Annotated in this window: 17 protein-coding genes; 13 read left to right on the top strand and 4 right to left on the bottom strand. The window is 58.1% G+C overall.

Features of this window, described 5'->3' with window-relative positions; genetic code table 11:
• Positions 1-26 precede the first annotated feature (26 nt).
• The gene (locus ACF0H7_RS25880; RefSeq protein ID WP_397449678.1) at positions 27-1,343 is read right to left on the bottom strand and encodes a nucleotide sugar dehydrogenase; all 1,317 of its coding nucleotides are present in this window, start codon (positions 1,341-1,343) and stop codon (positions 27-29) included.
• A gap of 789 nt (positions 1,344-2,132) precedes the next feature.
• Entirely contained in the window at positions 2,133-2,912 is a 780-nt protein-coding gene (gene yaaA, locus ACF0H7_RS25875) for a peroxide stress protein YaaA (protein ID WP_397449677.1), read from the bottom strand.
• A gap of 258 nt (positions 2,913-3,170) precedes the next feature.
• On the opposite strand from yaaA, the gene ACF0H7_RS25870 reads away from it, so the two are divergent.
• The 5 genes from ACF0H7_RS25870 to moaE all read left to right on the top strand — a co-directional run bounded on the left by ACF0H7_RS25870 (position 3,171) and on the right by moaE (position 7,424).
• Positions 3,171-4,322, top strand: coding sequence for a polysaccharide deacetylase family protein (locus ACF0H7_RS25870; RefSeq protein WP_397449676.1), 1,152 nt, complete (start codon positions 3,171-3,173; stop codon positions 4,320-4,322).
• Positions 4,323-4,656: 334 nt separating this feature from the next.
• Complete coding sequence (locus ACF0H7_RS25865) at positions 4,657-6,051, top strand: PhoH family protein (protein WP_397449675.1); 1,395 nt, start codon at positions 4,657-4,659, stop codon at positions 6,049-6,051.
• 184 nt (positions 6,052-6,235) lie between these two features.
• Entirely contained in the window at positions 6,236-6,721 is a 486-nt protein-coding gene (gene moaC, locus ACF0H7_RS25860) for a cyclic pyranopterin monophosphate synthase MoaC (RefSeq protein ID WP_397449674.1), read from the top strand.
• The gene (gene moaD / locus ACF0H7_RS25855; protein ID WP_397449673.1) at positions 6,718-6,963 is read left to right on the top strand and encodes a molybdopterin converting factor subunit 1; all 246 of its coding nucleotides are present in this window, start codon (positions 6,718-6,720) and stop codon (positions 6,961-6,963) included. The genes moaC and moaD overlap by 4 nt, the downstream gene beginning before the upstream one ends.
• 2 nt (positions 6,964-6,965) lie before the next feature.
• Positions 6,966-7,424: a molybdopterin synthase catalytic subunit MoaE gene (gene moaE / locus ACF0H7_RS25850; RefSeq protein WP_397449672.1), complete on the top strand. Its 459-nt coding sequence runs from the start codon at positions 6,966-6,968 to the stop codon at positions 7,422-7,424.
• Between the two features lie 168 nt (positions 7,425-7,592).
• Here moaE and rhlB read toward each other — a convergent pair whose 3' ends face one another.
• Positions 7,593-9,056 carry an ATP-dependent RNA helicase RhlB gene (gene rhlB, locus ACF0H7_RS25845; protein WP_397449671.1) on the bottom strand — a complete coding sequence of 488 codons (1,464 nt, stop codon included), beginning with the start codon at positions 9,054-9,056 and terminating at the stop codon, positions 7,593-7,595.
• Between the two features lie 147 nt (positions 9,057-9,203).
• Complete coding sequence (locus ACF0H7_RS25840) at positions 9,204-9,860, bottom strand: alpha/beta hydrolase (RefSeq protein WP_397449670.1); 657 nt, start codon at positions 9,858-9,860, stop codon at positions 9,204-9,206.
• A gap of 479 nt (positions 9,861-10,339) precedes the next feature.
• On the opposite strand from ACF0H7_RS25840, the gene ACF0H7_RS25835 reads away from it, so the two are divergent.
• The 8 genes from ACF0H7_RS25835 (at position 10,340) to ACF0H7_RS25800 (ending at position 17,939) form a co-directional block, all read left to right on the top strand.
• Positions 10,340-11,371: an amino acid ABC transporter substrate-binding protein gene (locus ACF0H7_RS25835; protein ID WP_397449669.1), complete on the top strand. Its 1,032-nt coding sequence runs from the start codon at positions 10,340-10,342 to the stop codon at positions 11,369-11,371.
• Between the two features lie 69 nt (positions 11,372-11,440).
• Positions 11,441-12,622 (top strand): amino acid ABC transporter permease, encoded by a 1,182-nt coding sequence (locus ACF0H7_RS25830; RefSeq protein WP_397449668.1) that lies wholly within the window; start codon positions 11,441-11,443, stop codon positions 12,620-12,622.
• 10 nt (positions 12,623-12,632) lie between these two features.
• Positions 12,633-13,733, top strand: coding sequence for an amino acid ABC transporter permease (locus ACF0H7_RS25825; RefSeq protein WP_397449667.1), 1,101 nt, complete (start codon positions 12,633-12,635; stop codon positions 13,731-13,733).
• A 10-nt stretch (positions 13,734-13,743) separates the two neighbouring features.
• Positions 13,744-14,508 (top strand): amino acid ABC transporter ATP-binding protein, encoded by a 765-nt coding sequence (locus ACF0H7_RS25820; protein ID WP_397449666.1) that lies wholly within the window; start codon positions 13,744-13,746, stop codon positions 14,506-14,508.
• Between the two features lie 219 nt (positions 14,509-14,727).
• A complete protein-coding gene (locus tag ACF0H7_RS25815; RefSeq protein WP_397449665.1) occupies positions 14,728-16,005 on the top strand; it encodes a CynX/NimT family MFS transporter in 1,278 nt (425 codons plus the stop codon).
• Between the two features lie 92 nt (positions 16,006-16,097).
• A complete protein-coding gene (locus tag ACF0H7_RS25810; protein ID WP_397449664.1) occupies positions 16,098-16,568 on the top strand; it encodes a nuclear transport factor 2 family protein in 471 nt (156 codons plus the stop codon).
• A gap of 37 nt (positions 16,569-16,605) precedes the next feature.
• Entirely contained in the window at positions 16,606-16,923 is a 318-nt protein-coding gene (locus tag ACF0H7_RS25805) for a GIY-YIG nuclease family protein (protein WP_397449663.1), read from the top strand.
• A gap of 83 nt (positions 16,924-17,006) precedes the next feature.
• Complete coding sequence (locus tag ACF0H7_RS25800) at positions 17,007-17,939, top strand: glutathione S-transferase family protein (RefSeq protein WP_397449662.1); 933 nt, start codon at positions 17,007-17,009, stop codon at positions 17,937-17,939.
• Positions 17,940-18,003: the final 64 nt, after the last annotated feature.

Raw genomic sequence — 18,003 nt, 5'->3', positions numbered from 1 at the left:
CTACAGGGGGGCGAGTTATCCGGGCTTTACCAGCAGATGCCCTCGGTACGGTCCGAGGTGCTGGTGGCTCTGGACATGAAGCCCACTAGGTCCACCACCTGTTTGCCGAGCGGTGCTTCGTTGGCCAGGGCGCGGAATTTCTCGTCGCGGTTGCCGAGAATGATCACGTCGGAGTTGTTGATCACGTCGTCGAAGTCGGCATTCAGTAGCGACGAAACGTGAGGGATCTTCGATTCGATGTAGTCCTTGTTCGCGCCGTGAACGCGCGCGTACTCGACGTTGCTGTCGTAGATGCTCAGGTCGAATCCCTTACCAATCAGCATTTCCGCCAGCTCCACCAGAGGGCTTTCGCGCAGGTCATCGGTGCCGGCCTTGAAGCTCAAACCGAGCAGGGCAATTTTGCGTTTGTCGTGGCTGGTGATGATGTCGAAGGCGTTCTGTACCTGGGACACGTTGCTGCGCATCAGCGAGTTGAGCAGTGGCGCGTCGACGTCCAACGAGCTGGCGCGGTAGGTGAGGGCGCGCACGTCCTTGGGCAGGCACGAGCCACCAAAGGCGAAACCGGGGCGCATGTAGTACTGGGACAAATTGAGCGTCTTGTCCTGGCAGACCACGTCCATCACTTCCCGGCCATCAACTCCGACGGCCTTGGCGATGTTGCCGATCTCATTGGCGAAGGTCACTTTGGTCGCGTGCCAGACGTTGCAGGTGTACTTGATCATTTCGGCGACTTCGATGTCCTTGCGGATGATCGGCGCGTCGAGTTCTTCGTACAGGGCTTGCAGGGCGTCGCCCGAGGCGCTGTCCAGTTCACCGATGACGGTCATCGGCGGTTGGTCGTAGTCCTTGATCGCCGTGCTTTCCCGCAGGAACTCCGGGTTGACCGCGACGCCGAAGTCGACCCCGGCCTTTTTGCCCGAGCAGTCTTCGAGAATCGGGATCACAACGTTTTTCACCGTGCCCGGCAGCACGGTGCTGCGCACCACGATGGTGTGGCGCGAGGTTTTTTCACGCAGGACGAAGCCGATTTCGCGGCACACCGATTCGATGTAATCCAGTTCCAGATCGCCGTTCTTCTTGCTCGGTGTACCAACGCAAATCATCGACAGGTCGGTGTCGCGAATCGCGGCTGAAAAGTCCGTGGTGCCACGCAATTTGCCAGTACTGATGCCTTGCGCCAGCAGCTGTTCCAGCCCCGGTTCGACGATTGGCGACTTGCCCTTATTGATCAAATCGATCTTGGCGGCCGAAATGTCTACTCCTACTACATCATGGCCGCGTGCAGACAGACAGCCCGCGCACACTGCGCCTACATAGCCCAGACCAAAGATACTGATACGCATAGGATTCTCCTTGTTTATTGCTGCCAGTGACTGGCTGGTTAGTTCAGCGGACAGAGGTTTTCTGCGCGCAGGTATGTAGCCATTAGATGCCGCGTAGCAAAGGCGGACATATGAAAATGGCGAGTGGCCGGATCAAATAGGGCGAGCTCGAATGTTACTGAATGTAGGTCTTAAGTTGTCGGTATATATGTACGCTGGCGCCGGGTTCAGAAGCTGTTATGGCCGGCCCTGTCAGGGGCGGCCTTTCGATAACGGCTGAAATCCGCATCCTAGAGCCTGTTGGCTGCGGTTCCGCATCTCCATGGACCAAGGTGCTCGAGCGAGAAGTATCGAGAAACCCCGTACAGGCCTAATGAACTCCAGTATGCCGTCCGCTTCGCGTTAGATCATATGATCCGGGCACTTTGCGGAAATGCGAAGTTTGATTGGTACTGCCGAGTAGGATGTTTCCTACGTTGTGGCGGGCAGTTGTTACGGGTTGTATGAGCGTGGTGCTGAAGGATTAGTTCCCAGCCCTTAGTGCGGAAGTGAGGCGTTGCTGTGTAGGAGTTTTCGATACGAGTTAGTTGAGGTTTCGCATGCTTTTCGATTTGGGCCTTAGATTGCAGGTAGTTGCGGTGCGGGGATGTTTTTATGCCACTACTTGAAATGAGGGGGCAAAAAAATTCAAAAAAATGTAAATTTTTTGAGAAAGCAGAAAACAGAAGGGATGAATGCTTGTTTGCTGGCGCCAATAAACAGTCATTTCGAGAGTGAGCACGCCCGATATCGAGGCGTGCTCCGGGAGGATTACTCGGTAGGTGTATCCCTGAGGAACACCAGATTGTCCGGCGTCGATTTGGAAATACTGTAGCGATAGCCTTGGGCATCGAATTGCTTCAAGTCTTCGGGGGCGTTGATCTGCTCTTTGATCACAAAGCGGCTCATCATGCCGCGCGCTTTCTTGGCGTAGAAACTGATGATCTTGTATTGATCGTTTTTAAGATCGCGGAACTCGGTGTTGATCACGCGGGCCTTGAGGGCCGTGCGTTTTACCGCTGAGAAGTATTCATTGGACGCCAGGTTGAGCAGCACGTCGTCGCCTTGCTCAGTCAGTGCCTGATTCAGCCATTCACTGATTTGCGTGCCCCAGAACGCATACAGGTCTTTGCCGCGGGCGTTCTCCAGCTTGGTGCCCATTTCCAGCCGATACGGCTGCATCAGGTCCAGCGGGCGCAACAGGCCGTAGAGGCCAGAGAGCATGCGCAAGTGATCCTGGGCGTAGCTGAAGTCGGTATCGGTGAAATTCTCGGCCTGCAACCCGGTGTACACGTCGCCCTTGAACGCCAGCAGCGCCTGCTTGGCGTTTTCAGGGGTGAATGCCGGGGTCCAGCTGCCGAAGCGAGCGGCGTTGAGGCCGGAGAGCTTGTCGGACAGGTCCATCAGTTCGGCGATCTGCGCAGGGCTCAGTTCACGCAACTGGACGATCAGTTCCTGGGAATGGTCCAAGTACTGAGGCTGGGTGAAGCGTTTCGTCACCGGCGGGGTGTCGAAATCGAGGGTTTTGGCCGGGGAAATCACCATCAGCATAAGATCGTCTCCTGTAATCGTGGGCGCGATTCTAGGGGCATAGCCGGCAGTACTCCAGCTATTGGCGATGATAGGGATAATCAATGATCACTACGCCAAACGATTGTAGGAGCTGCCGCAGGCTGCGATAAGGTCGGAACGACCTTCGGCCATCGTCAAGACACAACCGCTTCGCGCTTGATCGCAGCCTTCGGCAGCTCCTACAGAAGTGCGGCGACAGGTTATAGTGCGCCGCGAGGTTTTCCTGGGGATTTGATTTTGCGCATCGTTCTGTTCATCTCGGCATGTTTGTTTTGGTCCACTGCACAGGCGGCGGGGCCTGTGGAAATCGCCACCATCGAGCGTAGTGTGTGGCCTGAGCAGTTCACCACGCCGGTGCTGTTCGATGTCGCCTCGCGCGCCGAAATTCTGGCCTTTGCCCATGCCCTGCTGGCCAGCGAAAGTCAGGACGAGGCCGCGCTCAAGGCGCGGTTGGACCTGCGAAAGATCAACATGGTCTCGCTGAACCTGATTCGTCAGCGCCTCTGGTCGCGGCTGCTGGAAAACTACCAGTACGCACAGAAGAGCTGTGAACAGGATGCCTCGTTCTGTCTGCTGGTCGAAGACCTGCCGACCCTGCGCGAGCAGGCCGGCAAGTTCGAGGTGGCCAGTGATTCGTACTACGCCGCCTGGGGCCAACCCAGTCAGGCATTTCACGAGACCTACCTGACCGAGTTACTGCACGAGGCGGCGTTGTTTCCGCTGACCAGCAGCGAGATCGAGCGCTATAACTCCGACGAGCTGACCGGCGACGAAATGCCCGATCGCTCGTTCCTGCTCAGTTTCGACAGTGGACCGACGGTGGTCGACGGCACCACCGACTGGCTGACCGACTTCCTGCGGCAGCGCAAGCTCAACGCTAACTTCTTCGTGTTGGGCAAAACCTTGCAAACGCGCGAGTCAAAAAGTTCGGCGGCGGCGGTGCAGACGCTGTACAGGCAGCAGTGCGTGGGCTCACAGGGCTGGGAATATCGCTCCCATGCCCAGTGGCTCGACTGGCAGAACTCGGTGCAGCGCAGCATCGTGCAACTGCAACAGGTGCTGCCGGATAACTACGTGCCACTGTTCCGCCCACCCTATGGCCAGCGCCGGGCTGACAGCGCCGAGTTCTTTCGCGACCAGGGGATCAAGGTCTCGTTGTGGAATATCGACTCACAGGACTGGAGTCGCAACATCTCCGGCGATCAGGCCGGGCAGCGGGTGTTGACCTTGATGTTGCTCTGGCGGCGCGGGGTCGTGGTGTTCCATGACATCCACAACAAGGTCGAGACGGCATTGCCCTGGTTGCTCACCAATACGGCGCAAAGTGGCGTTCAGTGGCAGGACTGTCACAGCTATCCGGGAAACACGGCTAAAAGCCCCGAATCATAAGGGGATGCACGCGTTTGAGGGGCAAGCTGGCGGCGAATTCATTCGACAATTCACGGCCGGTGGACTTCTGACTTTAACGGTGCTTTGGGTCGCCGCCAAGCGCTATTCGTCAACCTGAAAAATAAACTTCAAAAAAGCGTAAAGTGCTTTTTTCTGTCATGAGTTTTGCGGTATTACGAGTACAGACCGCCGAAACCTGCAACACAGGTGGCGTCATCCCAGACCCACCTTGAGCATTGTCCCCTCTGCCTGAAGAGGGAACCCCCGGCGGCCTTTTCGTGGCGCATCACTGTTGTGGTTTTGCGTCGCCTGGCTTCTAAAAAGGTGAGCGAGTATGGATGATCACGGACGCACCCCTTCCTCTAACCAGCCAATCCTTTACGTGCTCGATACCAACGTACTGATTCATGATCCAAACGCGTTACTGAACTTTGAAGAACACCACGTCACCATCCCAATGACGGTCCTCGAGGAGCTGGACAAGCTCAAGGCCGGCAAACATTCCGTTGCCTCTGAATGCCGTCAGGCGATTCGTCTGATCGACAAGACACTGGGCGGCGCGACACCAGAGGAGGTTGAGCAAGGCGTACCGATTGATCGTGGCACAGGTGTCCTCAAGGGCTACCTGTCTATCCTGATGAACAAAGGCAACGAACCCAACAGCTTGCTGCCGGAACACCTCAACGACAACATCATCATCAACCAATTGATCGACCTGCACGTGCGCGACAAGGACCGGCGCGTGGTACTGGTGACCAAAGACATCAACATGCGCCTCAAGGCGCGGGCGTGTGGGATCGCCGCAGAGGACTACAGCACTGACCAACTGGTCGACGACGTTTCGATGTTGTCGCGTGGCTACCACAACATGACCGGTTCTTTCTGGGATCGTGTCAGCAAGGTCGAAACCCGCCAGGACCATGGCCGCACCTGGCATCGCGTGCAACTGATCGACAACCTGCCAGCAGTCCACATCAATGAATTCATCATCGATGAGCAAGGTTTCGTCGGCTGGATCAAAGGCATCAAGGCCGATGAGTTACTGATTCTCGACATGCATCAGGAACCCCTGTTGCACCAGGAAGCCTGGGGCCTGAAACCGCGTGATATCTACCAGGGCCTGGCGCTGTTTGCCTTGCTCGATCCGGACATCCACCTGGTCAACCTGTCTGGCGCCGCCGGTTCGGGTAAAACCATTTTGGCCCTGGCGGCGGCCATCGAACAGACCATGGTCAGCAAGCGCTACCGGCGCATTATCGCCACCCGTAGCGTGCAAGGGCTGGATCAGGAAATCGGCTTCCTGCCGGGCACCGAGGCCGAGAAGATGGAGCCGTGGCTGGGCGCGATCACCGATAACCTGGAAGCGCTGCACATGGATGACGAAAGTACCCATGGCAGTGTCGATTACATCCTCAGCAAAGTGCCGTTGCAGTTCAAATCCCTTAACTACATTCGAGGCCGCAGTTTCCAGCAAAGCCTGATCCTGATCGACGAATGCCAGAACCTCACACCGCACCAGATGAAAACGATCATCACCCGTGCCGGGTCCGGTTCGAAGGTGGTCTGCCTGGGTAACCTGGCGCAGATCGACACCCCTTACCTGTCGGCCACCAGTTCTGGCCTCACCTACCTGACGGAGCGCTTCAAGGACTTCCCGAATGGCGTGCACATCACCCTGCAAGGGGTGCCGCGCTCGATTCTCGCCGAATACGCCGAGAGCCATTTGTAACCACCTGATTGTGGGGGCAGAAATACTGCCCCCACGACTTACTCTGTAGGAACTGCCGAAGGCTGCGATAAGATCCGCAGAATCTTCACGGCGTCAAATCGCAGCCTTCGGCAGCTCCTACAGTTTGATGTGCCTGACAAACCGCATGGGTTTACAATCGCCACTCCTGATCAGGAGTAACCCCGTGCTGACTCATCTCGATTCTCAAGGTCGCGCCAATATGGTCGACGTCACCGACAAAGACGTGACGTTCCGTGAAGCCGTGGCCGAAGCCTTTGTGCGTATGCGTCCGGAAACCCTGCAAATGATCGTCAGCGGTGGGCATCCCAAAGGGGATGTGTTTGCCGTAGCGCGGATTGCCGGTATTCAGGCTGCGAAAAAAACCTCGGATTTGATTCCGCTGTGTCACCCGCTGCTGCTGACCGGGGTCAAGGTCGAACTCAGCGCGGAAGGTGAAGACGCGGTGCGTATCGTGTCGCGCTGCAAGTTGTCCGGGCAGACCGGTGTAGAGATGGAAGCGCTGACCGCTGCCAGCGTCGCCGCATTGACCATCTATGACATGTGCAAAGCGGTGGATCGCGGCATGGTCATTGAAAACGTGCGTCTGCTGGAAAAACTCGGCGGCAAGAGCGGTCATTTCGTGGCCGATCAAGAGGAGGTTGGGCAATGACCGTCGAGGTGTTGTTCTTCGCCCGTTACCGCGAAGCGCTTGGAGTAGACAGCGAGACTGTGGACGGCAGCTTTGCCACGATGGATGCGCTGCGCGAACATCTGGCACAGCGTGGTGGTGTCTGGGACGTGCTGGCCGAACAGAACCTGATGTGCGCGCGCAACGAAGAGCTGTGCCAGCTCGACGAGCCACTGACCGACGGCGATGAAGTGGCGTTCTTCCCCACCGTGACCGGAGGCTGAACATGGCGATTCGTGTGCAAACCGCGGCGTTCGACCCGGGCGCCGAGGTCAATGCGCTGCACGCGGCGAATGTCGGCGTCGGTGCGGCGGTGAGTTTTGTTGGCTACGTTCGCGACTTCAACGACGGCCGCGAGGTGTCAGGGATGATTCTCGAGCATTTTCCGGGCATGACCGAAAAATCCCTCGGCAGGATCGCGGTCGAAGCCGAACAGCGCTGGCCGTTGCTCAAGCTGGAAATCCTGCACCGGATCGGCGCCCTGGAGCCGGGTGAGCCGATTGTCTTCGTCGGCGTCACCAGCGCCCACCGCGAGGCGGCGTTCGAGGCTTGCGCGTTCGTCATGGATTACCTGAAAACCCGCGCGCCGTTCTGGAAGAAAGAAAACACCAGCGATGGCCCACGCTGGGTCGAAGGCCGCGCCAGCGATCATGCGGCGGCGGGGCGTTGGCAAGACAAGACCTGACACCGCGTCGTCCCCACCTTATCTGTAGGAGCCAACTTGTTGGCGAGCAGTTTGACGCGGTGTACCTGATTCACCGCCTCGCGAACAAGTTCGCTCCTACAGGGACGGCAGTACCTCAGGCGAAAAAAACGCAGCTTCGAGGGCTGCGTTTTTTAATGCGTCGAACGCTTACTGCGGCTGAGCGTGCTTGCGCACCACCGGCTTCAACAATTCAGTCGGTGGCGTTTCGCAGCTGATCTTGCGACCCAGCAATGTTTCAATCGCCGGCAATTGGTAGGAGTCATCCTCACCGGCAAAGCTGATCGATACACCACTGGCGCCCGCACGACCGGTACGGCCGATGCGGTGCACGTAGTCGTCCGGCATTTCCGGCAGGGTGAAGTTGATCACATGGCTGATACCGTCGATGTGAATCCCGCGACCGGCGACGTCGGTGGCCACCAGTACACGAATCTTGCCTTCGCGGAAGCCTTCCAGGGTCTTGATCCGCTTGTGCTGCGGGACGTCGCCTGACAATTGCGCGGCGTTTACGCCATCGCGTACCAGGCGCTCCTCGATACGCCGCACTTCATCCTTGCGGTTGGCGAAGACCATCACCCGTTCCCAGTTGTTTTCGGTCACCAGGTTGTACAGCAGCTTGTATTTGTCGGCACCGGCCACGGCATAGATATGCTGTTCGACCATTTCGCTGGCGACGTTCTCAGCTTCGATCTCGACGATGGACGGGTCAGTGGTCCACTGCCGGGCGAGGTTCATCACGTCTTCGGTGAAGGTCGCGGAGAACAGCAGGGTCTGACGCTCGCCCTTGTGCGGGGTCTGGCGAATGATCTGGCGCACTTGTGGGATGAAACCCATGTCGAGCATGCGGTCGGCTTCGTCCAGCACCATCACTTCGACCATGTCCAGGTGCACTTCGCCGCGCTGGTTGAAGTCCAGCAGACGGCCAGGCGTGGCCACCAGAATGTCGCAGTGACGGGCTTCAAGCTGCTTGAGCTGTTTGTCGAAGTCCATGCCGCCAACGAAGGTCATGACGTTAAGGCCGGTGTACTTGGTCAGGGTCGCGGCATCTTTGGCGATCTGCACCACCAGTTCGCGGGTCGGCGCAATGATCAGCGCTCGCGGTTCACCCATGTAGCGTTCCCCTGGCGGTGGGGTCTGCTGCAACTGGGTAATGATCGAAATCAGGAACGCAGCGGTTTTGCCGGTGCCGGTCTGGGCACGGCCAATGGCGTCTTTGCCGGCGAGGGTAAAGCCCAATACACCAGCCTGGATCGGCGTGCAGTACGGGAAACCCAGGTCGTGAATGGCGTGCATCAGTTCAGGCGACAGGTTGAAATCGTGAAAGCGGGTTTTGCCTTCCTGTGGCTCGACGGCGAAGTCTTCCAGTTTCCATGGCGTGACCGGCGGCTTGGGCGCGCGTTCACGACGTGGGCGCTCAGGTTTAGGTGCCTGGACTTCGGCCTTTTGACCCTGCTCAGGCGTGCTGGCAGGTGTCGGATTTTCTGCGATGTTTGATCGTGGATCGTCTTTGGCAGGGCCGAGGGCAGCAGGCGAAGAGGCGATGGGGCTGGACGCGAGTTGCTCAACCTCGCTTTTACCGAACATTTTTTTGAGTGCTTTGAGCACGGTCATCTCGTCAATTGATTAAGGAATGTACGCCGAGCAGTGTAAAGCAAGAATCGTGCGCGGCGTAGTGGCATGCCAAAAGCGCTACAGGAGGTGTCAAGTCAGGGCTTTCCAGCACGCGTTAAAGGCTGCTGGAAAGCCCTGTAGGGGTTTTCAGCGCAACTTTTCGGTGAGCCAAACACCGATATCGGAAATTTCCTGCGGTAACACTTCGTGCCCCATTGGGTATTCCTGCCATGTTGCGGTTACGCCCCACGCCTTGAGGTGCTCGTACGCTGTGCGTCCCATGGCATTCTGGACCACATCGTCGTTAAAGCCATGCAGGCAGTACGCAGGGATGCGTTGCTGGCTGGCGGAAAGGCTCACTGCGTCGCTGAAAGTCGGGGCATAAGTGGAAAGTGCCAGCACGCCACCGAGAGGACCTTGCCAGCGCAAGAAGGCGGTGTGTAAAACCACGGCGCCGCCTTGGGAAAAGCCCGCCAGAAAAATCCGCGCCGGGTCGATTCCGCTGTCGCGTTGGGCTTCAATCAGGTCCAGCAGCATCTGCGCCGAAACCTCCAACTCCTCGTGATTGATGGCCCTGGCGGGGCTCATGGCCAGTATGTCGTACCAACTGGGCATCTCGTAGCCGCCGTTGATGGTGACCGGACGGTTCGGCGCCTGAGGCAAAACAAAGCGCGTGGTGAGCAAGGTTTCTTGCAGGATTTCCGCGACCGGCATGAAGTCATAACGGTCGGCACCCAGGCCATGCAGCCAGATGACGCAGGCGTCGGCAGGCTTGATGGGTTGAAGGATCAAAGGGTCGCTCATGACTGCTCCATTAGTGTGCGCGCGCTCTATCCGGGTGCGTTAAGGCGGAGCGCAGACAAAAAATAATCTTACAAAGATGTCGCAAGGGTACAAGTATTGGACTTGACCTGTCGCTAATTCGACATTGCCAGCATGCTGGTACGGGCTTTGCTATGGAACCCCCGGAGTGAATGCGCTCACCCTCTGCGGTAACACTATCAGGCGACTGATGCCCACGGGGTAGCAATGAATCCACGCATCAGGTTTCTGTGTACGGTCTGCACTGTACCGGTCTGGTTCAGCGGACATCATGGGGCTTCAGTCCATTCGACCGATGACGAGCTATGGTTATTGGGTGTCGGGTAGATCTCGCACCGGATCCATGGCTCAGGTCTTACGTCGCATGACCCAAAAACAAGCCAACACGGGTCGATAACGCCTCACAAGGGTGCGACGGGACTCAAGCTCCTAAACAACAAAGAGCAAACTTGGAGGTTTGAATGAAGATGTTGAAATCCACCCTGGCTGTACTGACGGCTGCAACAGTTCTTGGCGTAAGCAGTTTTGCTCAGGCGGGTGCTACCCTTGATGCTATCCAGAAAAAGGGTTTTATTCAGTGCGGCGTCAGTGATGGCCTGCCAGGTTTTTCCGTTCCTGATGCAAAGGGCACTATTCAAGGTATCGACGCTGATGTCTGCCGCGCAGTCGCTGCTGCCGTTTTCGGTGACGCGACCAAAGTCAAATTCAGCCAGCTGAACGCCAAAGAGCGCTTCACCGCGCTGCAGTCAGGCGAAATCGACATCCTGTCGCGTAACACCACCTGGACCAGCTCCCGTGACGCAGGCATGGGCCTGAAGTTTCCTGGCTTCGTGACCTACTATGACGGCGTAGGCTTCCTGGCCAACACCAAACTGGGTGTTAAAAGCGCCAAGGAACTGGACGGTGCGACCATCTGTATTCAGGCCGGTACTACAACCGAGCTGAACGTTTCCGACTACTTCCGCGCCAACAACCTGAAGTACACCCCAATCACGTTCGACACCTCTGACGAAAGCGCCAAGTCGCTGGAAAGCGGTCGTTGCGACGTATTGACCTCCGACAAATCGCAGCTGTACGCACAGCGCAGCAAGCTGGCCAAGCCAACTGACTACGTTGTACTGCCAGAAACCATCTCCAAAGAACCTCTGGGGCCGGTTGTACGTAACGGCGACGACGAGTGGCTGGCGATCGTGCGTTGGGTTGGCTACGCCATGCTCAACACCGAAGAAGCGGGTGTTACTTCGAAGAACGTAGTCGATCTGGCTAAATCCACCAAAAACCCTGACGTAGCTCGTCTGTTGGGTGCTGACGGTGAATACGGCAAAGACCTGAAACTGCCTAAAGACTGGGTAGTACAGATCGTTAAACAAGTCGGTAACTACGGCGAAATCTTCGAGAAGAACCTGGGCAAGGGCACTCCTCTGGCAATCGACCGTGGTCTGAACGCTCTGTGGACCAACGGTGGCATTCAGTACGCACCACCTGTTCGCTGATAGGCCCTGCGCCCGGTAACCGTTACGGTTATCGGGCGTTGTTCTGTTCCAATCTACATGGGGCACTTCATGCAAAATCAAATCGGCGCACCAAAGCAGAGGCTTACCCTCAGCGATCCTAAAGTGCGTGCGTGGCTATTCCAGATCATCACGGTTGTCGCGGTGGTCGCCATGGGCTGGTATCTGTTCGATAACACCCAGACCAACCTGCAACATCGCGGCATCACTTCCGGCTTCGGCTTTCTTGATCGCAGTGCGGGCTTCGGCATCGCGCAGCACTTGATTCCTTATGTCGAATCGGACACTTATTCGCGCGTATTCGTTATCGGATTGCTCAACACGCTGCTGGTGACCTTCATCGGTATGGTGCTGGCAACGATCCTGGGCTTTGTCATTGGCGTCGCTCGACTGTCGTCGAACTGGATGATCAATAAACTGGCAACGGTCTACGTTGAAGTCTTCCGTAACATTCCGCCCCTGCTGCAAATCCTGTTCTGGTACTTCGCGGTCTTCCTGACCATGCCAGGACCACGCGGCAGCCACAGCTTTGCGGGCATGTTCTTCTTCAGCAACCGCGGTCTCAACATGCCGGGCGCGACCCTGACCGACGGCTTCTGGCCGTTTGTGGTCAGCGTCGTCATCGCAATCGTCGCTATCGTGCTGATGGCGCGTTGGGCAACCAAGCGTTTCGAAGCCACGGGCGTACCTTTCCACAAGGTATGGGTTGGCCTGGCGTTGTTCATCGTGATCCCTGCTGTGGACGTGCTGATCTTCGGTAACCCGCTGCACTGGGAAATGCCGGAACTCAAGGGCTTCAACTTCGTCGGTGGCTGGGTAATGATCCCGGAACTGCTGGCGCTGACCATTGCCTTGACGGTGTACACGGCGGCATTTATCTCTGAAATCGTGCGTTCCGGGATCAAGTCCGTGAGCCACGGCCAGACCGAAGCCGCCCGTTCGCTGGGCCTGCGTCCTGGCCCTACGCTGACTCGGGTCATCATCCCGCAAGCGCTGCGCGTGATCATTCCTCCGCTGACCAGCCAATACCTGAACCTGGCGAAGAACTCTTCGTTGGCGGCCGGTATCGGTTACCCGGAAATGGTTTCGTTGTTTGCCGGTACCGTACTCAACCAGACCGGTCAGGCCATCGAGGTGATTGCGATCACCATGAGCGTCTACCTGGCGATCAGTATCAGCATTTCGCTGTTGATGAACTGGTACAACAAGCGCATTGCGCTGATCGAGCGGTGAGGAAAAGCGCATGACAAACACTCATACTTTCAAACCCGACATGCCGCCGCCGAGTAAAGTCTTCGGCCCAATGGCGTGGATGCGAGCCAACCTGTTCTCCAATTGGCTCAACACCCTGCTGACACTGTTCGCCCTCTACCTGGTATGGCTGATCATTCCACCGCTGTTGCACTGGACGATTTTCGACGCCAACTGGGTCGGCTCTACCCGTGAAGACTGCACCAAGTCTGGCGCTTGCTGGGTGTTCATCGAGCAGCGTTTCGGTCAGTTCATGTACGGCTACTATCCGGCTGATCTGCACTGGCGGGTCAATCTGACCGTATTGCTGGCGATCTTCGGTGTCGCGCCGTTGTTCATCAAGGCAGTTCCTCGCAAAGCGGTCTACGGGTTCAGCTTCCTGGTGATCTACCCGATCGTCGCCTACTTCCTGCTGCACGGCGGTGTGTTCGGCATGACCGAAGTCGCCACCAGCCAGTGGGGCGGGCTGATGCTGACCCTGGTCATCGCCACCGTCGGCATCGCGGGCGCGCTGCCGTTGGGCGTGGTATTGGCGCTGGGACGACGTTCGAACATGCCGGCCATTCGCGTGGTCTGCGTGACCTTCATCGAGTTCTGGCGCGGCGTGCCGTTGATCACCGTGCTGTTCATGTCGTCGGTGATGTTGCCGTTGTTCTTGCCTGAAGGCATGAGCTTCGACAAGTTGCTGCGCGCCTTGATCGGGGTAATCCTGTTCCAGTCGGCCTACGTTGCCGAAGTGGTGCGGGGTGGTTTGCAAGCCATCCCTAAAGGTCAGTACGAAGCGGCTGCAGCGATGGGCCTTGGTTACTGGCGCGCCATGGGCCTGGTGATTCTGCCGCAGGCGTTGAAGATGGTCATTCCTGGCATCGTCAACACGGTAATCGCCCTGTTCAAGGACACCAGTCTGGTGATCATCATCGGCTTGTTCGACTTGCTCAACAGCGTCAAACAAGCAGCCGCCGACCCGAAATGGCTCGGTATGGCCACCGAAGGCTACGTCTTCGCTGCGTTGGTGTTCTGGATCTTCTGTTTCGGCATGTCCCGCTATTCCATGCATTTGGAACGTAAGCTGGACACAGGCCACAAGCGTTAGGAGTTTTGTGATGAGTGAAGCTATCAAAATGCCTCTGGGCGCTGAAGGCATGATCCAGATGGAAGGCGTACACAAGTGGTACGGCCAGTTCCACGTGCTCAAAGACATCAACCTGAACGTGCGTCAGGGCGAGCGTATCGTGTTGTGCGGGCCTTCGGGTTCGGGCAAGTCGACCACCATTCGTTGCCTGAACCGTCTGGAAGAGCACCAGCAGGGTCGCATCATTGTCGACGGCACCGAGCTGACCAACGACCTCAAGCAGATCGAAGCGATTCGTCGTGAAGTCGGCATGGTGTTCCAGCACTTCAACCTGTTCCCGCACCTGACCATCCTGCAGAACTGCACGTTGGCGCCGATGTGGGTGCGCAAGATGCCGAAGAAGCAAGCCGAAGAAATCGCCATGCATTACCTGGAACGCGTGCGGATTCCGGAGCAGGCCCATAAATTCCCGGGTCAGCTTTCCGGTGGTCAGCAACAGCGTGTGGCGATTGCCCGTGCCCTGTGCATGAAGCCGAAAATCATGCTGTTCGATGAACCGACTTCGGCCCTCGACCCGGAAATGGTGAAAGAAGTACTCGACACCATGATCGGCCTCGCGGAAGACGGCATGACCATGCTCTGCGTGACCCACGAAATGGGCTTCGCCCGTACTGTGGCCAACCGCGTGATCTTCATGGACAAAGGCGAAATCGTCGAACAGGCTGCACCGAACGACTTCTTCGACAACCCGCAAAGCGACCGTACCCGTCTGTTCCTCAGCCAGATCCTGCACTGAGTTAATCGCGGCGTAAAAAAAGAACCCGGACTTGTTCCGGGTTTTTTATTGGCTCGTGGGTGTATCACCCTCTGTAGGAGCGGGCTTGCCCGCGATCGGGCTGACGCGGTGTGTCAGGCACGCTGCCATCGCGGGCAAGCCCGCTCCTACACATTGCATTCCATCGAATTCTGCAACAGGATGCCCAGCTCACTTCAAAATACCTGTCCCGAGAATCAAATGACCATCAAGGCGCCCTCGGCGAATGCCCACCACAGTCCCATCGAAGAATTGTTGATCGATGCCGAGGCTGACGACGAGCAAGTCCAGCAACAGCCTCCGGTGTTGAAGCGCCCGTGGCTTTTGCTGTTGGGGCTGGTGTTGGTGGCGCTGAACCTGCGTCCGGCGTTGTCGAGCATGGCGCCGCTGTTGGGCGAGGTCTCCAATAGCCTTGGGTTATCCGCAGCCGAGGCCGGTTTGCTGACGACGTTGCCGGTGCTGTGCCTGGGGCTGTTCGCCCCACTGGCACCGATCCTCGCGCGACGTTTTGGCAGCGAACGGGTGGTAATGGGGATTCTTCTGACGTTGGCCAGCGGGATCATTTTGCGCAGCTCATTCGGCGAAGTCGGGCTATTTTCCGGCAGCGTGGTGGCCGGTGCGAGCATTGGCATTCTCGGCGTTTTGCTGCCGGGCATCGTCAAGCGCGACTTCGCCAAACAAGCCGGGGCGATGACCGGCGTCTACACCATGGCGCTGTGCCTGGGTGCGGCGATTGCGGCCGGTTCTTCAGTGCCGTTGAGTCAGCACTTTGCAGACAGCTGGTCCATCGGTCTCGGGTTCTGGATCGTACCGGCGCTGGTGGCGTTTCTCGTCTGGCTGCCGCAAACCCGCAGCAAGCACGGCACGCATCACGTCGCCTACCGGGTACGGGGTCTGTTGCGTGATCCGCTGGCCTGGCAGGTCACCCTGTATATGGGCCTGCAATCGTCCTTGGCCTATATCGTTTTTGGCTGGTTGCCTTCGATTCTGATCGGTCGTGGATTATCGCCAGTTCAGGCCGGCGTGGTGCTGTCCGGTTCGATCCTGGTACAGCTGATCAGTGCCTTGAGCGCGCCCTGGCTGGCCACCCGTGGCAAGGATCAGCGGCTGGGCATCATCGTGGTGATGCTGCTGACGCTGGGCGGGTTGTTTGGCTGCCTGTATGCGCCACTGGACGGCTTGTGGGGGTGGGCAATCTTGCTGGGGTTGGGGCAGGGCGGGACTTTCAGCCTGGCCTTGACCTTGATTGTCCTGCGTTCGAGGGACGCCCACGTCGCGGCCAATCTGTCGAGCATGGCCCAGGGCTTCGGTTACACCCTGGCCTCGCTGGGGCCGTTCGCGGTCGGCGTGATTCATGGGCAGACCGGAGACTGGAAGGCGGTCGGCTGGATCTTCGCCATTCTCGGGTTGGGCGCCATCGTCTTCGGCCTGGGCGCCGGGCGCGCGCTGTACGTGCAGGTCACCAGCGAGAAAGTCTGACTGGCTATATTCCTCCCACGAATGCCGATGGTCATGCGTCTGTTTGCCGACTATTGTGCACGGATCTTTTCGTTCGTCATGGAACCGGCACTATGAGCGATGCAAACAGCGCAGTGATCACTGAGTTTTACCAGGCCTTCAATCGATTGGACGCCGAGGCCATGGCCGCCTGCTACACCGAGGACGTGCTGTTCAGTGACCCGGTGTTCGGTGAGTTGCGTGGGCGTCAGGCGGGTGACATGTGGCGCATGTTGACCTCGCGAGCCAAGGACTTTTCCGTTAAGTTCGACAACGTGCGTGCCGATGAGCGTACCGGCGGCGCGCACTGGGTCGCCACCTACCTGTTCAGCCAGACCGGCAATACCGTGGTCAACGACATTCAGGCCCGTTTCGTGTTTCGCGACGGCAAGATCTGCGAGCACCACGATCACTTTGACCTGTGGCGCTGGTCGCGTCAGGCGCTGGGCACCAAAGGCCTGCTGCTGGGCTGGACGCCGTTGGTACAGAACGCCATTCGTGCCCAGGCGCAAAAAGGTCTGAAGGCGTATCAGGCCGGGCGCTAGTGTTAGAATCGCCAGCCCTTTTTTATCGATCCTGATCATGCAAGACACCGCGATTCTTGACGAACCCGTTAGCAAGCCCTGGTACGTGTACCTGGTGCGGGCAGCCAACGGCTCGTTGTACTGCGGAATCAGCGACGATCCCCAGCGCCGCTTCGCCGCCCATCAAAGCGGCAAGGGCGCGCGCTTCTTCTATTCCAGCCCGGCAGTGGCACTGGTGTATGTCGAAGCCTGTCGCGACAAGGGCGAGGCGTTGCGTCAGGAGCGGCTGATCAAAAAGCTGAAGAAAAGCGCCAAGGAAGTGTTGGCCGCGAGCTTCGTCGGTCTGCCGGACATCGCGGTCAATCCAGCGCCGTGATACAGCGCTATCAGGCGGACCGGGTAGGCTCCTTTCGCGTAGGCGGTTAAGCTGCTGTCTTTCCATTGACGGAAGGACTGAACATGTCAGAGCTGATCCTGCACCATTACCCAACCTCGCCATTCTCTGAAAAGGCGCGGTTGATGCTGGGCTTCAAAGGCCTGTCATGGCGTTCGGTGATGATCTCTCCGATCATGCCCAAGCCCGACCTGACGCCGCTGACCGGTGGCTATCGCAAGACCCCGGTGTTGCAGGTCGGTGCTGATATCTACTGCGACACCGCGATCATTGCCCGTCGACTGGAACAAGAAAAAGCCTTGCCGACGTTGTTCCCGGACGACCAGGAATTCACCGTCGCCAGTTTCGCGGCCTGGGCGGATTCAGTGGTGTTTCTCCACGCGATCAGCCTCGCCTTCCAGCCGGAGTCCATGCAACAACGCATGGGTCGCCTGCCGCCGGAAGCGGTCAAAGCGTTCATGGTTGACCGTGCCGGCTTGTTCACCGGGGGCAGTGCCATGCGCGTCCCACTGGAGCTGGCCAAACACCAATGGCCAACGCTGATGACGCGTCTGGAGCAACAGCTCGAACATAACGGCGACTTCCTGTTCGGTGCGCCGTCACTGGCAGACTTCTCCCTTGCACATGCCCTGTGGTTCCTCAAACAGTCGTCAGTCACCGCGCCGCTGGTGGATGACTACCCGGCCGTAGCGGCCTGGTATCAGCGTGTGGAAGGCCTGGGGCATGGTGCGTTCAAGGAACTGAGTTCAACCGACGCCGTGGAAATCGCCCGCAATGCCACGCCCGCGGCGTTGCCGGAAGAAGACTTCGTTGATCCGAACGGCTTCGAGATTGGGCAGAAAGTCGCGATCTCGGCCGTGGATTATGGCTGTGATCCGGTGGAAGGCGAGTTGGTGTTCAGCGGCAGCGAAGAGCTGATTCTGCGTCGCGAAGATGAGCGTGCGGGTGTGGTACACGTGCACTTTCCGCGGTTTGGGTTTCGTATCGAGGCGCGTTGAATATCACACACCCCTGTAGGAGCTGCCGCAGGCTGCGATAAGGCCGGAACGGCCTTCCGGCCGT

Source organism: Pseudomonas sp. NA-150 (genome assembly GCF_044336365.1).
GTDB lineage: Bacteria > Pseudomonadota > Gammaproteobacteria > Pseudomonadales > Pseudomonadaceae > Aquipseudomonas.
This window is presented reverse-complemented; position numbering and strand designations above follow the sequence as displayed.

What these genes read in the sequence shown, in the direction of transcription:
- ACF0H7_RS25880 (WP_397449678.1), bottom strand. Translation starts at nt 1,343, where the DNA reads ATGCGTATCAGTATCTTTGGTCTGGGCTATGTAGGCGCAGTGTGCGCG.
- yaaA (WP_397449677.1), bottom strand. Translation starts at nt 2,912, where the DNA reads ATGCTGATGGTGATTTCCCCGGCCAAAACCCTCGATTTCGACACCCCG.
- ACF0H7_RS25865 (WP_397449675.1), top strand. Translation starts at nt 4,657, where the DNA reads ATGGATGATCACGGACGCACCCCTTCCTCTAACCAGCCAATCCTTTAC.
- moaD (WP_397449673.1), top strand. Translation starts at nt 6,718, where the DNA reads ATGACCGTCGAGGTGTTGTTCTTCGCCCGTTACCGCGAAGCGCTTGGA.
- moaE (WP_397449672.1), top strand. Translation starts at nt 6,966, where the DNA reads ATGGCGATTCGTGTGCAAACCGCGGCGTTCGACCCGGGCGCCGAGGTC.
- rhlB (WP_397449671.1), bottom strand. Translation starts at nt 9,056, where the DNA reads ATGACCGTGCTCAAAGCACTCAAAAAAATGTTCGGTAAAAGCGAGGTT.
- ACF0H7_RS25840 (WP_397449670.1), bottom strand. Translation starts at nt 9,860, where the DNA reads ATGAGCGACCCTTTGATCCTTCAACCCATCAAGCCTGCCGACGCCTGC.
- ACF0H7_RS25835 (WP_397449669.1), top strand. Translation starts at nt 10,340, where the DNA reads ATGAAGATGTTGAAATCCACCCTGGCTGTACTGACGGCTGCAACAGTT.
- ACF0H7_RS25830 (WP_397449668.1), top strand. Translation starts at nt 11,441, where the DNA reads ATGCAAAATCAAATCGGCGCACCAAAGCAGAGGCTTACCCTCAGCGAT.
- ACF0H7_RS25825 (WP_397449667.1), top strand. Translation starts at nt 12,633, where the DNA reads ATGACAAACACTCATACTTTCAAACCCGACATGCCGCCGCCGAGTAAA.
- ACF0H7_RS25820 (WP_397449666.1), top strand. Translation starts at nt 13,744, where the DNA reads ATGAGTGAAGCTATCAAAATGCCTCTGGGCGCTGAAGGCATGATCCAG.
- ACF0H7_RS25815 (WP_397449665.1), top strand. Translation starts at nt 14,728, where the DNA reads ATGACCATCAAGGCGCCCTCGGCGAATGCCCACCACAGTCCCATCGAA.
- ACF0H7_RS25810 (WP_397449664.1), top strand. Translation starts at nt 16,098, where the DNA reads ATGAGCGATGCAAACAGCGCAGTGATCACTGAGTTTTACCAGGCCTTC.
- ACF0H7_RS25805 (WP_397449663.1), top strand. Translation starts at nt 16,606, where the DNA reads ATGCAAGACACCGCGATTCTTGACGAACCCGTTAGCAAGCCCTGGTAC.
- ACF0H7_RS25800 (WP_397449662.1), top strand. Translation starts at nt 17,007, where the DNA reads ATGTCAGAGCTGATCCTGCACCATTACCCAACCTCGCCATTCTCTGAA.